This window comes from uncultured Tateyamaria sp. (assembly GCF_947488715.1).
In the GTDB taxonomy this organism is placed as follows: Bacteria; Pseudomonadota; Alphaproteobacteria; order Rhodobacterales; family Rhodobacteraceae; genus Tateyamaria.
Map to the genome: position 1 here is coordinate 482762 of NZ_CANLAG010000002.1, position 14385 is coordinate 497146.

Sequence of the window (14385 nt, forward strand, 5' to 3'; positions counted from 1 at the left end):
CGCTATGACAAAGGAAGAAAACTGATGCTGACGATCAAAGACCTGCACGTGCAACTCGAAGAAGAGGACAAGCAAATCCTCAAAGGCGTCAACCTGACCGTTGAGGCGGGCAAGGTGCACGCCATCATGGGTCCCAACGGGTCCGGCAAATCCACCCTGTCCTATGTCATGTCCGGCAAGGACGGTTATGAGGTCACGGGCGGTTCGGCCATGTTGGGCGATATTGACCTGCTCGACCTCGAACCCGAAGAGCGCGCCGCAGCGGGCCTTTTCCTCGCCTTCCAATACCCCGTGGAAATCCCCGGTGTGGGCAACATGACCTTCCTGCGCACCGCCGTGAACGCCCAGCGCAAGGCGCGCGGCGAGGACGAGATGAGCGCCGCCGACTTCCTCAAGGTCGTGCGCGCCCGCGCCAAGGAACTCAAGATCGACGCCGACATGCTCAAGCGTCCCGTGAATGTGGGTTTCTCCGGTGGTGAGAAAAAGCGTAACGAAATCCTGCAGATGGCCATGCTCGAGCCCAAGATGTGCATCCTTGATGAGACCGACTCCGGTCTCGATGTCGACGCGATGAAACTGGTGGCTGATGGTGTGAACGCGCTGCGCTCCGAAGGCCGTGGGTTCCTCGTGATCACGCACTACCAGCGCCTGCTCGACCATATCAAACCCGACGTCGTGCACATCATGGCGGACGGGCGCATCGTGAAAACCGGTGGCCCCGAACTGGCGCTCGAAGTTGAAAACAACGGCTACGCCGACATCCTGGCCGAGGTGGCGTAATGACAGCCACAGCGGAAAAACTGGACGCAACCGAGGCGCGGATTGCCACGCTGACCGCGCCTGCGGGTGGTTGGGCGGATGCGGCACGCGCCGAAGCACTGGCGCGGCTGCGCGCCATGGGCCTGCCCGGACGGCGTGACGAATATTGGAAATTCACCCGTCCCGATCTGCTGACCCAGGCCGACACGCCTGCGGCGGCTGTGTTCCATGCCGACGAGACGCCGATTTTTGCCGACACTGACGCCCTGCGCATCGTGTTCGACGACGGCGTGTTCAACGCCGACGCATCTGACGCGCTTGCGCTGGATCACGTCAAGATCGAGCGGCTGGCCGAGGCGCAGGCGGACATCCACTGGGCCAAGGGCGTTTACGGCGTGCTGGAAACTGCGGGTCAAACACCGGTTGAACGGCCGCTTGCGGCACTCAACACCGCCTTTGCCACCGACGGCGTGCTGATCCACGTCACGGGCAAGGCACCGCGTCCGATCACGCTTGAATACAATCACGGCGACGAAGGGTCCGACGCGATCCTGCACCACGTGGTCAAGCTGGACGCAGGCGCCGAACTGACGATCCTCGAGAACGGCCCGGCAGCGGCGCGCTTCAACAAGGTGATGGAAGTTGACGTCGCCGACGGGGCCGCGTTCCACCACATCCGTGCGCAGGGGCGTGACCACGAACGGCTCGCGGCGACGCATATCTTTGCCCGTCTGGGCACAGAATCGACCTTCAAATCCTTTACGCTGACGGTGAACGGGCGCTTGACCCGCAACGACTGTGTGATCGAGCTGACCGGCGATGATGCCATCGCCCACGTGGCCGGGGCCTGTGTGGGTGACGGTGATTTTCACCACGACGACACCGTGTTCGTGACCCATGACGCCGAACGCTGCGAAAGCCGTCAGGTGTTCAAAAAGGTGTTGCGCAATGGCGCGGTTGGCGTGTTCCAGGGCAAGATCCTGGTCAAGGAAGGTGCGCAGAAAACAGACGGTTACCAGATCAGCCAGTCGCTGTTGCTGGATGAGGACAGCCAGTTCCTCGCCAAGCCCGAGCTGGAAATCTACGCCGATGACGTGGCATGTTCACACGGCTCAACCTCTGGTGCGATTGATGAGGACGCGCTGTTTTACCTGCGCTCGCGCGGTGTGCCTGCACCCATCGCCACGGACCTGCTGACGCTGGCGTTTCTGGCCGAGGCGGTCGAAGAGATCGAGGATGAAGGCCTGCGCGATGTGCTGGTTGCACGTCTCGAAGGCTGGCTGGAGCGGCATCGCGGTTAAGATGGCCATTTCACGCAACATTGCCGCCACCTATCGCGGACCGGGGCGCGTTGTGTCCCGGCTCTTGACCATGGGACCGCGCGAGGATCGCGCGCTGGCCTACCTGATGGGGGCCTGTGCGCTGATATTTGTGGCGCAACTGCCGCGTCTGGCACGCGAGGCGCATCTGTCCGGTGAGGATCTGAACATGCTGATGGGCGCGACGCTCATGGCGTGGATCTTTATCGCGCCGCTGATGTTCTACTGCATCGCGCTCTTGGCGCGGGTGGTGGCGCGGCTGTTTGGTGGCAAGGGCACGGGCTATGGCGCGCGTCTGGCGCTGTTCTGGGCGCTGCTGGCGTCGACGCCACTGTTGCTGCTGCACGGGCTGGTCGCGGGCTTTATCGGGCCGGGCATTCAGCTTCAGCTTGTGGGGCTGCTCTGGTGCGGCTGCTTTGTGTGGTTCTGGGTGTCCGGCACCCTCGCGCAGGAGCGCGCGGCATGAAGCCGGTGATTGATCTGGCCGTCGACACGTTGCGGGACCCGCAAGGGACCGCGCAGCGGATCATCGGTTGGCAATTGGACCGCGCGACGCTCTACACGGCGCTGTTTGCGGTGGCGGCAATCAATGCGATTTTTGCCGCGACGCCGCTGATCCTGTTTCCGGGTGCGCTGGACGATGCGACCCGTCAGGCGCTGCCGATCCTGTCGCTGCTGGAACGGCCCCTGATCCTGTTCTTTTTCATCGCCGGCGGTCTGGTGGTGATGGTGCAGGCGCTGTTCTGGGCCGGGCGTGCCATGGGCGGGCACGGCGAGATGGCGGACATGCTGGTGCTGCTGGTGTGGCTTCAGGCCTTGCGGGCCACGGCGCAGATTGCCGTGATTGTGTTGAACCTTGCCGTGCCGACATTGGCGGGGCTTTTTGCGCTGTGTGTGGTGGTGGTGACGTTCTGGTTGCTGCTGCACTTTATCAGCGCGGCGTTGCGGTTTGGGTCACTGTTTCAGGCCTTTGGTCTGCTGGTGGCCGTTGTGGCCGGGCTGTTTTTGGGAATGATGCTGATCCTGACCCTGATGGGCGTGTCAGCCGGAGGACTTTAAGATGTATGACGTTGACGCGATCCGCGCGGATTTCCCGATCCTGAGCCGTGAGGTGAACGGCAAGCCGCTGGTCTATCTGGACAACGGCGCCTCGGCGCAAAAGCCGCAGGTGGTGATCGACGCGATCACCCGCGCCTATGCGGAGGAATATGCCAACGTCCACCGGGGCCTGCATTTTCTGTCGAACCTCGCGACCGAGAATTACGAGAGTGTCCGGGCCAAAATCGCGCGTTTTCTGAACGCCGGGTCCGAGGATGAGATCATCTTTAACTCTGGCACCACCGAGGGCATCAACATGGTGGCCTATGGCTGGGCGATGCCGCGTCTTGAAGCGGGCGACGAGATCGTGCTGTCGGTGATGGAGCACCACGCCAACATCGTGCCCTGGCATTTCCTGCGCGAGCGGCAGGGCGTGGTGATCAAGTGGGTCGATGTCGATGCCACGGGCGCGCTGGACCCGCAGCGGGTCATCGACGCTATTGGGCCACGGACCAAACTGGTGGCCGTCACCCATATGTCCAACGTCCTGGGCACCAAGGTCGACGTCAAGGCGATCTGTGAAGGCGCGCATGCCAAGGGTGCCGCCGTGCTGGTCGATGGCAGTCAGGCGGCGGTGCACATGCCCGTCGACGTGCAGGACATCGGCGCGGATTTCTATGCGATCACGGGGCACAAGCTCTACGGTCCGTCGAGTTCCGGCGCGATCTACGTCAAGGCCGAGCGGATGGCAGAGATGCGTCCGTTCATCGGTGGCGGCGACATGATCAAGGAAGTCGCCAAGGACGGGATCATCTACAACGACGGCCCGATGAAGTTCGAGGCGGGCACGCCGGGCATCGTGCAGATGATCGGGCTGGGTGTCGCGCTGGACTACATGATGGGTCACGGGATGGAGGCGATTGCCGCGCATGAAGACGCGCTGCGCGACTACACCGTGGATCGTCTGGGCGGGCTGAACTGGTTGCAGGTGCAGGGTACGACGGCGGACAAAGGCGCGATCTTTTCCTTTACGCTGGACGGTGCGGGACATGCGCATGACATCTCGACCATCCTCGACAAGAAGGGCGTGGCGGTGCGGGCGGGGCAACACTGTACCGGGCCGCTGATGGAACACATGGGGCTGAACGCCACGTGTCGCGCGTCGTTTGCGATGTACAACACCACTGCCGAGGTCGACGCTTTGGTCGATGCGCTGGAGCTGGCGCACGATCTGTTTGCCTGATCTGTCCCCGCGGGGACAGGGTGCGCGGGACGGTCACGCGATCTCAATCGATCTGTGAAACACGCCTGAAAACAGGGGCTTGACCGGCGCACGCCGGTGAAGCCACTTGTTAACCGCACGCGTCCTATGCTGGTCGCCAACGGGGCGCGGTCACGAAAAAGTGAGCAAAGCCCTAAAATCGCCACAAATTTTTCGGACACGCTGGGCCGTCTGTTTCCCAGTTTGCCTCATGTTGCGTGTTTTCCGATGACCTCACCCTTTCCCCAAGACCCTGATCCGCAAATCCGTCTGACCGACGCCCGTTACGACGATGGCGTCAGTGAGGTGTTCAGCGGTGCGGCCGATCCATTGACGGTCTCGCAGACCGTGTTCGATCAAGACGGCGACACGCCCAACAGCGCGGGCCTGTCCACGCTGTTCACCACCTGGGGGCAGTTTCTGGATCACGATCTGGTCCTGACGCTGGAGGGCGAGGACGCGGGCACTTTGCCGGTCAACGGCCTGCCGCATGACATCCACAGGTCCGAGTTTGCCGATGGCACTGGGGTGGATGGCCCCCGGATGCCCACCAACGCAGTCACGTGGCAGGTGGATGCCAGCAATGTCTATGGGTCGACCGAGGCGCGCGAGGCCGACCTGCGGGCCTTTGACGGGGGCCGGATGCGGGTCACCGAAGATGCCAGTTCGGCCCGCGACCTGTTGCCTGACGCAACGCCGTTCACCGAGATGGCGGGCGACATTTTTTCCAGTGACCCCGTGTTTCTGGCCGGGGATGTGCGGGCCAATGAAAACCCCAACCTGTTGTCGCTGCACACGTTGTTTGTGCGCGAACACAACCATTGGGCCGACCGGTTGGCCGAAACCCATCCTGGCTGGGATGACCAGCAGTTGTTTGATGGCGCACGGCAGATTGTTGAATATGAAATCCAGTCGATCACTTATGACGAGTGGTTGCCGCATCTGGTCGGAGACGCGGTAGGCCCCGACACGGGCCATGACCCGGATGTGAGTGGTCAGATGTCGGTGGAGTTTTCCACCGCCGCGTTCCGGTTTGGACACACGTTGGTGTCGTCCAATATCGACCGCGTCGACGATCAGGGCGAGGATGCCGGGTCGATGGGGTTGATGGAAAGCTTCTTTAACCACAGCCCGGTCGAAGAGGGTGGGATCGACGCAATCCTGCGGGGGCAGTTGACCGCGCGCGCGCAGGAACTGGACGCGCAGATTGTGGATGATCTGAACTTCTTCCTTGAAACGCCTGCGGGTGTGTCGGGGTTCTCGCTTGCGGCGTTGAACATGGGCCGGGGGCTGGATCACGGGTTGCAAAGCTATATCGAGACGCGCGCGGCGCTGTTGGGGGATATTGATCCTGCAACGCTTGATCCGGCGGATTTCAGCGTGATTACGTCCGACCCTGACACGGCGGCGCGCTTGGCTGCGGCCTTTGACGATGTGTTTCAGGTGGATTTGTGGACCGGCGGTCTGGCCGAGGATCAGGTGGCGGGGACGCAGTTGGGCCCGTTGTTCACGCATATCGTGGCGGATCAGTTTGCGCGCACACGTGCGGCGGACGAGGGGTTTGGGCAATTGGACCCGGCCCTGGGTGCGGATATCATTGCCGAGGTGCAGGCGAGCCGGTTTGCCGACATCATCACCCGCACGACCGATGTGGATATGGTGCAGGGGGACGTGTTTGTCGCCGCGGCGCGCGATCTGGAGGTGGCGGATGCGCCCGAAGGCACGGCGGGCGATGATGCCCTTGAGTTGGCCGCGCAGGACATTGCGGGATCAGTGCGAACGGGGGACGGGGCAGACACGCTCGCGTTGACCGGTGGCACGCAGGTGGGCGGCGATGTGTATATGGGGCGCGGCAATGACCAAGTGGCGCAGTCCAGCGGTGACGTGGCAGGCGATGTGCGTCTGGGCGACGGTGCAGACCGTTTTGATCTGAGCGGTACCGGTGAGGTGCAGGGCCAGGTCAGCGGCGGGCAGGGGGACGACACGCTGTCCCTGAGTGATATGGCGCGGGTGCGCGGCGATCTGAAGGGCGATGCGGGCGACGATCTGGTGCAGTTGCGCGACCGGGCCGAGGTGGGCGGTGCGCTGCGCACGAGCCTTGGGGACGACACGATTGAGTTGGGTGCGCGCACAGTTGTGCAAGGTGTGGTGCATGCGGGGGCGGGTGATGACGTGCTGCGTCTGGATGCGGGCGCGCAGATGGCCACGCTCGACGGTGGTGCGGGTGATGACAGCCTGACCGTAACAGGCGCGCACCGCATTGAATGGGACGACGGTGATCCCGCCACGGGCGCGGGCCGGATTGTGTACCTCAATGCCGATGGCAGCGAGACGGGCGAAGTTGTGCCATTCCGCAACATCGAAGCGGTGACCTGTTTCACCCCCGGCACGCGGATCATTGCGCAGCGGGGCAAGGTGGATATTGCAACGGTGCGCGTCGGTGATCTGGTCTGGACCCTGGATCGGGGGTTGCAGCCGGTGCGCTGGATCGGGCGCACCACGGTTCCGGCGCAGGGTGCGTTGGCGCCGGTGCGCATTGCGCGGGACACGCTGGGCAATGGGCGTGATCTGTGGGTGTCGCCGCAGCACCGGATGTTGCTCGCCGATTGGCGTGCGCAGGTCTATTGCGCGGCGGATGCGGTGCTGGCCCCGGCCAAGGGGTTGGTGAACGACGGCAACATTCGCGTGATGCCGGGCGGTGTGGTGACGTACATCCATATCGCCTTTGACGCCCATGAGATCGTGTTTGCCGAAGGGATCGCGTCAGAGAGCCTGCACACCGGGCCGGACGCCTTGCGGGCCATGGATCCGGCGGCGCGGGCCGAGTTGCTGGCGTTGTTTCCAGAGCTGGCGCAGCCGGGAGGCGGAGCGGACACCGCGCGGCCCGTTGTGACGGTGCGTGAGGCGCGGGCGGTTTTTGGTTAGTCGATTGACGTTTGACGGTTGGTGTTGCCCGGCCAGTGGCCGCGCGGTTGGTCAGCAAACGCTTTTGTATGCCGCCAGCATGTGATCCAGCACTTCGTTTGGGTCGCGCTTCCACCAGTTGTTGGCCGAGAACACCTCGACCTCGCAGGGACCGGCATAGCCCGTGGCCTCGACAGCGGCGCGGATGGCGCGCAGGTCTGCGACGCCGTCGCCCATCATACCCCGGTCGAGCAGCATGTCGCGCGTTTCTTCCAGCCAGTCACACAGGTGATAGCCCAGAACGCGCCCGGTTCCGTGGGTTGCAAGCGTTTCGGCGAGGGTTGTGTCCCACCATACGTGATAGACATCGATGGCCACGCCCACATTGGCTTGCCCCGTCATGTCGGCCACGCGCAGGGCGTCTGATGCGGTCATCAGCACGGTGCGATTGCCGCCAAACATCGGGTTGAGCGGTTCGAGCGCCAGCGACACGCCGTATTGTGCCGCATAGTCCGCCAGTTGGGCGGTGCGCTCGGCCAGTATCTTTTGGCTGTCCAGAACGCCTTTGGTGCCGGGTTCCGTGCCGCCGGTGACGATGGTCAGCACCTTGGTGCCCAAGGCGGCGGCCATGTCGACCGAGGCGCGGGCGTCATCGCTGAGCGGTTTGGGCATGTCGGAGCCGACGAGGAACGGGGTGCGGCACAGCCCGACGACCTCCATCCCCGACGCGCGCACGCGTTCGCCGATCTGAACCGCACGGTCGCCGATTTCGCGGCGCCAGAACACGATCCCCGCCATGCCGCGCGCGGCGCAGGCGTCTATGACCTGTTCGGTGGACCAGCCCGCGCCGTGACCGGGCAGGTTGTGGCCCAGCGTCGCCGTGTTCAGCGCGCAGGTCGTGTGGTCGTTTGAGAAGTCACGCAACGCCGTACACCGCCAAGAGCCGCCGCATGCGTTGCACAGCCATGTCCGGGTCGCTCAGCAGACCGCATTGATCCGCGTGCTGGAACACTTGCGTGAAATAGGGCAGGGGCCGCATGGCCTGCGCGCCGTTCAGCATCACGAAATGGTCCTGATGCCCGTTCAGCCACGCCAGAAACACCACGCCGGTCTTGTAGTATTGCGTGGGCGCGCCAAAGATCAGGCGCGCCAGTGGCACCGTCGGGTCCAGCGTCGCGTGGAAACCCGCGACGTCGCCCTGACCCAACTGTCCCATCGCCTTGCCAACTGCCACAGCCAGCGGATCGAAGATGCCCAGAAGCGCGTGGGAATAGACCTGGTCATCACCGGCGATCAGTTCGGGATAGTTGAAGTCGTCGCCGGTATACATCTTGACCGATGCAGGCAGGCGGCGGCGCATCTGGATTTCCTTGTCCTTGTCCAGAAGCGATATCTTGATCCCGTCCACCTTGGCCTCGTTTTCGGCGATAACGTCGAGCGCGGTTTCCAGCCCCTGTTCAAAGCTGTTGGCGCCCCAGTACCCGGCGAGGGCGGGGTCAAACATCTGGCCCAGCCAGTGCAGGATCACCGGTTGGTCGCAGGCCGCCAGCACGTCGCGATAGACGGAAATGTAGTCATCTGGTGAGGTCGCCACGCGCACCAGCGCGCGGGAAGCCATCAGGATCAGGCGGCCACCGACCTTTTGAATGGCCTCGACCTGTTCGACATAGGCCCGGCGCACGTCGTCGAGGGTGCGCGCCTCTGCGGGGTCAAGGTGATCGGTGCCGCAGCCGTTGAACACCAGCGCGTCCGGCACTTCGGCCCTCGTGCGGGTGATCAGGTCCAGCGCGCCGGGCCAGTCGAGCCCCATGCCGCGTTGCGCGGTGTCCATCGCCTCGGCGATGCCCAAACCCAGATCGGTCAGGTGCCGCCGGAACGCCATGGTGCTGTCCCAGTCGACCGCCGCTTTGCCCGACGGGTCGGACGGGGTGAACGGGTCGGCCACGACGTGTGCGGCAGAAAACACCACGCGCGCGGGGTCAGCCCCCATTGGGGTCGCGGGAATCGGTGTGCCTGTCAGCCTATAGTCGGACAGGTGGCCCGTGGGGTCGGGGAGCGCAATCTTCATTCTTCGGTCCTTTTAAAACCGGGGCACAAGCATGCCGGCATCTGCCGCGATCACCTGGCCTGTTGTGTAGGGCAGGTGGCCTGCGGCCAGTGACGCGACGATTGTGCCGATCTCTTGGGGTTGGCCCACGCGCGGGATCAGGGTCAGCCCGTCCTTGGCACGTTCGGCGTATTGGGCAATCACGGGGGCGGTCATGTCCGTGGCGATCAGGCCGGGGCGCACGTCGTAGACGGCGATGTTCTCTGGCCCCAGGCGCACGGCCCATGTCTGGCTGACCATCGCGGCGGCGGCCTTGGATGCGCAATATTCGGCCCGTGGCACCGCCACGGCCGCCGCGTTGGATGAGGTGATGTTGACGATAGCATGGAACAGTGCGGCGTCCCGGTCGCGTGCCAGCAGACGTTTGGCAAAGGCCTGTGTCAAAAAGAACATGGCCTTGCTGTTGACCTCGAGGCAGCGATCCCAACTGTCGGTTTGCACGTCGAGCGGATCGCCGCGGCGCATGACGCCCACGCCCGCATTGTTGACCAGCGTTGTGAGCGGGCCAAGCACGTCCTCTATGGCGGCGAGGTGTGTGTCGTGGGCTGCGAGGTCGGTCACATCAAAGGGGGCCGCAACAGCATCGCCCCCGGCCGCTTGCACCGTTTGGACGGCGGCGGCGAGGTCGGCGTCGTCATCGGGGCCGTTCACCGCCACGGCAAAACCCGCGCGGGCCAATGCCTCGGCGGTGGCCAGACCGATGCCCCGGCTTGATCCGGTGACCAGTGCGACCGGGCGGGTCATGCAGCGGCGCCGTGTTTGATCAGTTCGCGCGCGATGATCATGCGCTGGATCTGGTTGGTGCCTTCGTAGATCTGGGTGATCTTGGCGTCACGGTAGAGGCGCTCAACCTCGAAGCCGCGAATGTATCCCGAGCCGCCAAAGACCTGAACGGCGTCGGCAGACCTGGCCACGGCCATGTCCCCGGAAAAGCATTTGGCGATCGAGCAGGCCTTGGTCGCGTTCTCGCCCCGGTCGATTTTGGAGGCTGCGGAATGCACGAGCAGGCGCGCGGCCTCGATGTCCTTGGCCATGTCGGCGAGCAGCCATTGCACGCCCTGGAATTCGGCGATCTGTTGTTTGAACTGTTTGCGTTGCTGGGCGTAGTCCAGTGCCGCCTCGAGCCCGGCCTGACCGATGCCCACGGCCAGTGCGGCGATGCCCACGCGGCCCTTGTCGAGGACGGACATCATCATGTGAAACCCGCGCCCCTCGGTGCCCAGAAGCGCGTCGGCGGGCAGGCGCACGTCGTTGAAGTTCAGCGCGCCCACCTGGCTCGCGCGTTGGCCCATCTTGTGTTCCTTGGGGCCGCGTTCGATCCCGTCCGCATGGAGGTCGACGATAAAGATCGACATGCCCCGGTTGCCCGCATCCCGGTCGGTGCGGGCCAGGACAAAGGCGATGTCGGCCACGGGTGCGTTGTGGATCCAGATCTTGCCACCGTTGAGCACCCAGCCATCGCCGTCACGCACCGCCTCGGTGCGGATGCCCGACACGTCCGTGCCCGCCTCTGGTTCGGTGATGCAGTAGGCGACGAGGGTTTTGGCCTGCATGATGTCGGACAGGTATGCGGCGCGTTGGGCCTCGGTGCCGTGGCGCACGAGCAGGGTCGAAATCAGTTCGATCAATCCGCATTGGTCGGCAACCGAGGCGTAGCCACGGCTGAGTTCTTCCATCACCAGCGCATATGTCACGGTGTCAAAGCCCGGTCCGCCCATGTCCTCTGGCACGCCAATGCCGAACAGGCCAAGCGCGCCCATCTCGGTATAGAGATCGCGTGGAAAGCGTTCTTCGTGGTCCAGCGCCTCGGCCATGGGCCGGATGGTTTGTGTCGCAAAATCGCGCGCCATGTCGCGGACCTGGATTTGAATATCTGACAGGTGCATCTGTGATTCCGTTGTAACTGTTTAGTTACTTTAGGCGGGGCGCGCGCGGATCGTCAACCACCCAGTGCGGTGGAAAATGCTTGCCAGAGGGGCGGGATTACGAAATAAGTAACCAAATAGTTACGTGCGGAGGACTGCTATGAACCCGGATACAAAGAACAAATTTGGCCGTGTTGACCTGGAGGTCACGGCCTTTGGGTTTGGCACTGCGCCGATTGGCAACATCTTTCGCGAGATCGACGAGGCCACATCGGATGCCATGATCCAGACGGCGTGGGACCGTGGTTTGCGCTATTTCGATACCGCGCCGATGTATGGTCACGGGTTGGCCGAGTTGCGCACAGGCCAGTCGCTGCGCTGGAAAGACCGGGATGATTTTGTGCTGTCGTCCAAGGTGGGGCGGCGATTGGTGCCAGCCAAGCGGTCCAGCATCGACTTTGCGCCATGGACCAATGCGGCGCCGTTCAACCTGGAGTTTGACTATACCTATGACGGGACGATGCGCGCGTTCGAGGACAGTCTGCAGCGGATGGCGCTGGAACGGATGGACATCTGTTTCATCCACGACATCGACGTGTTCACGCGTGGTGATGCGCAGCCTGAAGTGTTCAAACAGGCGATGGACGGGTGCTGGAAAGCGCTTGAATCGCTGCGGGATCAGGGTGTTGTCAAAGCCATCGGCGTGGGCGTGAACGAATGGGAAGTCTGCCACGAGGCGCTCAAACAGCGCGACGTGGACTGCTTTTTGCTGGCAGGGCGCTACACGTTGCTGGAACAGGATTCGCTCAACGCATTCCTGCCGCTGTGCGAGGAACGCGGTGCGGCGGTAGTTGTGGGCGGCGGGTTCAACTCGGGCATTCTGGCCACGGGTGCGGTTGAGGGGGCCAAGTACAACTATGCGCCGGCGCCCGACGACATCATGGCCAAGGTGCGCAAGATCGAGGCCGTTTGTGCGGAATACAACGTCCCGCTGCCCGCCGCCGCCCTGCAATTTGTGGTGGCGCATCCGGCTGTGCCCTCGTTCCTCGCGGGCACCCGCACGGTGGAGCAATTGACCAAGAACCTCGATTGGTTCAGCCATCCGATCCCGGCAGAGTTCTGGGCCGATCTCAAGGCCAAGGGTCTGTTGCGCGACGATGCGCCGACACCGGAGTGAGCCGTGTTCTGCCGCCCGGCCTGTTCGGGGCGGATGCCCTGCGCCCCGGTGACCGTGTCCAATGTGGCACGGTCACGGTCACATCCGGCATGATCGACAGTTTTGCCGCGCTGACCGGTGATCGATTTGAAATTCACATGTCGGAGGCAGCCGCCAAGGCGCACGGGTTTGATGCACGTGTGGCGCATGGGCTGCTGGTGCTGTCGCTCATCGACGGGCTGAAAAACCAGGCCCCCGCCCAGATGAAGGCACGCGCCTCGATGGGGTGGGATTGGGGCTTTCGTGCGCCCGTCTTGCTGGGGGACGCCATCACGGTGGCCTATGACATCACCGACATCGCCCCGGCCAAGTCGGAGGATCAGGCGATCCTGACCCTCGATTTCAACGTTACCAACCAGCGCGCGCAGCAGGTGCAGCGGGGCAGCAATCGCCTGCTGGTCTATCGGTGACGGGTCACGCCGTGGCCCAGTCGCTGAGCCCGTCGGGCAGGTTCTGGTAGCACACAGGACGCAGGAACCGCCGGATCGACAGGGTGCCAACGCTGGTTGCGCCGAAATTGGTGGAGGCGGGATAGGGGCCGCCATGCACCATGGCATCGGCCACTTCGACACCGGTGGGAAAGCCATTGATCAGCACGCGCCCCGCCTTGCGTTCGAGGATGCGCATCAGGCTGTCCGCCATGTCGCGGTCGCCCGCGTCCATGTGCAGCGTTGCGGTCAACTGTCCGTCCAATGCGCGGGCCAGATCGGCCATGTCCGCCGCATCGTCTACGGAGATCACCAGCCCAAGGGGGCCGAACACTTCGTGCGCCAAAGTGGGATCGGCGGCGAAGGATGCGGCGGACACGCGGTAGAGGTGCGGTGACACGGCGCGCCCCTGTGCGTCCGCTGCAAGCACCGCAGTCACGCCGGGTGTTGCGGCGATGGCATCGCGGCCCGAGTGAAAGGCAGCGCATATCCCATCTGTGAGCATGGTTTGCGGTGCAACTGTTGCCAGGGCCTGTGCAGCGGCGGCGCAAAAGGCATCCACATGGGCGGAGGGAACCACTGCGATCCCTGGATTTGTACAGAACTGGCCCGCCCCCATAGTCAGGGACGCGGCCCAGCCGGTTGCAATGTCGGATGCGCGATCTGCGAGGGCGTGGGGCAGCAGGAACATCGGGTTGACCGATCCCAACTCTCCAAAGAACGGGATGGGTTCGGGGCGGGCCGCGCAGAGGTCAAAGAGGGCGCGCCCGCCACGCAGGGAGCCGGTAAAGCCCACTGCTTTGATGTGCGGGTCTTGCGCCAGCGCGCCGCCCACCGCGATGTCACCATCGTGGACAAAGCTGAAAACGCCGGGGTGCAGGGCCTGTTTGACGCGTGCGGCGTCTATGGCGGCGGCGACAATTTCGCCGGTGCCGGGATGGGCGGGATGGCCCTTGACCACGACCGGGCATCCGGCGGCCAGTGCGGCGGCGGTGTCACCGCCACCCGTGGAAAAGGCCAGTGGGAAATTCGATGCGCCAAACACGGCCACAGGACCGATAGGCCGTTGCACCAGTTTCAGGTCCGGGCGCGGCAGGGGCGCGCGATCCGGCAGAGCCGGATCATGGCGCAGATCCAGATGCGCGCCGTCGCGGATATGGCTGGCAAAGAGGCGCAATTGGCCCGTGGTGCGGCCCCGCTCGCCGTCCAGCCGCGCGGCGGGCAGGCCGGTCTCGTAGGTGCCCATGCGGGTCAGGTCATCCGCGCGGGCCTCAATTTCGTCCGCGATGGCGTCCAGAAAGGCGGCGCGGGTCGCGCGGGGGGCGTAGCCATAGCTCCAGAATGCGTCTTCGGCGGCGGCACAGGCATCGGCCACAAGGGCCGGGGTGCCGCAGGCAAAGGCCGTGCCCTCACCTTGGGTCGGAGAGGACAAGAAGGTGTCATCGCTGCCGACCCATTGGCCGGCAATCAGGTTCTTGTAGTGCATTT

General features: G+C 64.0%; 13 protein-coding genes. 8 read left to right on the forward strand and 5 right to left on the reverse strand.

What is annotated here, in order from left to right:
* Window positions 1-24 precede the first annotated feature (24 nt).
* From sufC to Q0936_RS06690, 6 genes are all read left to right on the forward strand, one after another.
* Window positions 25-780: a Fe-S cluster assembly ATPase SufC gene (sufC, locus tag Q0936_RS06665; RefSeq protein WP_299164908.1), complete on the forward strand. Its 756-nt coding sequence runs from the start codon at window positions 25-27 to the stop codon at window positions 778-780.
* The gene (locus tag Q0936_RS06670; RefSeq protein ID WP_299294879.1) at window positions 780-2060 is read left to right on the forward strand and encodes a SufD family Fe-S cluster assembly protein; all 1281 of its coding nucleotides are present in this window, start codon (window positions 780-782) and stop codon (window positions 2058-2060) included. The genes sufC and Q0936_RS06670 overlap by 1 nt, the downstream gene beginning before the upstream one ends.
* Before the next feature lies 1 nt (window position 2061).
* Window positions 2062-2544 carry a YIP1 family protein gene (locus Q0936_RS06675; RefSeq protein WP_299141124.1) on the forward strand — a complete coding sequence of 161 codons (483 nt, stop codon included), beginning with the start codon at window positions 2062-2064 and terminating at the stop codon, window positions 2542-2544.
* On the forward strand, window positions 2541-3137 hold the full coding sequence (locus tag Q0936_RS06680) for a Yip1 family protein (RefSeq protein WP_299294881.1): 597 nt from the start codon (window positions 2541-2543) through the stop codon (window positions 3135-3137). Before Q0936_RS06675 ends, Q0936_RS06680 begins: the two co-directional genes overlap by 4 nt.
* Before the next feature lies 1 nt (window position 3138).
* Window positions 3139-4359 (forward strand): cysteine desulfurase, encoded by a 1221-nt coding sequence (locus Q0936_RS06685; RefSeq protein WP_299294883.1) that lies wholly within the window; start codon window positions 3139-3141, stop codon window positions 4357-4359.
* A gap of 246 nt (window positions 4360-4605) precedes the next feature.
* Window positions 4606-7302, forward strand: a complete 2697-nt coding sequence (locus Q0936_RS06690) for a peroxidase family protein (RefSeq protein WP_299294885.1) — start codon at window positions 4606-4608, stop codon at window positions 7300-7302.
* Window positions 7303-7353: 51 nt separating this feature from the next.
* On the opposite strand, the gene Q0936_RS06695 is transcribed toward Q0936_RS06690, so the two are convergent.
* From Q0936_RS06695 to Q0936_RS06710, 4 genes are read right to left on the reverse strand one after another with little or no spacing between them, the layout of a single operon-like run.
* Window positions 7354-8205, reverse strand: coding sequence for a sugar phosphate isomerase/epimerase family protein (locus tag Q0936_RS06695; RefSeq protein ID WP_299294887.1), 852 nt, complete (start codon window positions 8203-8205; stop codon window positions 7354-7356).
* Window positions 8198-9349, reverse strand: a complete 1152-nt coding sequence (locus Q0936_RS06700) for a dihydrodipicolinate synthase family protein (RefSeq protein ID WP_299294889.1) — start codon at window positions 9347-9349, stop codon at window positions 8198-8200. Before Q0936_RS06700 ends, Q0936_RS06695 begins: the two co-directional genes overlap by 8 nt.
* Window positions 9350-9361: 12 nt before the next feature.
* On the reverse strand, window positions 9362-10132 hold the full coding sequence (locus tag Q0936_RS06705) for a 3-ketoacyl-ACP reductase (RefSeq protein WP_299294891.1): 771 nt from the start codon (window positions 10130-10132) through the stop codon (window positions 9362-9364).
* Window positions 10129-11274 (reverse strand): acyl-CoA dehydrogenase family protein, encoded by a 1146-nt coding sequence (locus tag Q0936_RS06710; RefSeq protein WP_299141139.1) that lies wholly within the window; start codon window positions 11272-11274, stop codon window positions 10129-10131. Before Q0936_RS06710 ends, Q0936_RS06705 begins: the two co-directional genes overlap by 4 nt.
* Window positions 11275-11413: 139 nt before the next feature.
* Here Q0936_RS06710 and Q0936_RS06715 point away from each other — a divergent pair, with 139 nt between their 5' ends.
* Both Q0936_RS06715 and Q0936_RS06720 read left to right on the forward strand, forming a co-directional pair.
* Window positions 11414-12430 (forward strand): aldo/keto reductase, encoded by a 1017-nt coding sequence (locus Q0936_RS06715; protein ID WP_299294893.1) that lies wholly within the window; start codon window positions 11414-11416, stop codon window positions 12428-12430.
* Window positions 12427-12879 carry a MaoC/PaaZ C-terminal domain-containing protein gene (locus tag Q0936_RS06720; protein WP_299294895.1) on the forward strand — a complete coding sequence of 151 codons (453 nt, stop codon included), beginning with the start codon at window positions 12427-12429 and terminating at the stop codon, window positions 12877-12879. Before Q0936_RS06715 ends, Q0936_RS06720 begins: the two co-directional genes overlap by 4 nt.
* A 4-nt stretch (window positions 12880-12883) precedes the next feature.
* On the opposite strand, the gene Q0936_RS06725 is transcribed toward Q0936_RS06720, so the two are convergent.
* Window positions 12884-14383 carry an aldehyde dehydrogenase (NADP(+)) gene (locus Q0936_RS06725; protein WP_299377965.1) on the reverse strand — a complete coding sequence of 500 codons (1500 nt, stop codon included), beginning with the start codon at window positions 14381-14383 and terminating at the stop codon, window positions 12884-12886.
* Window positions 14384-14385: the final 2 nt, after the last annotated feature.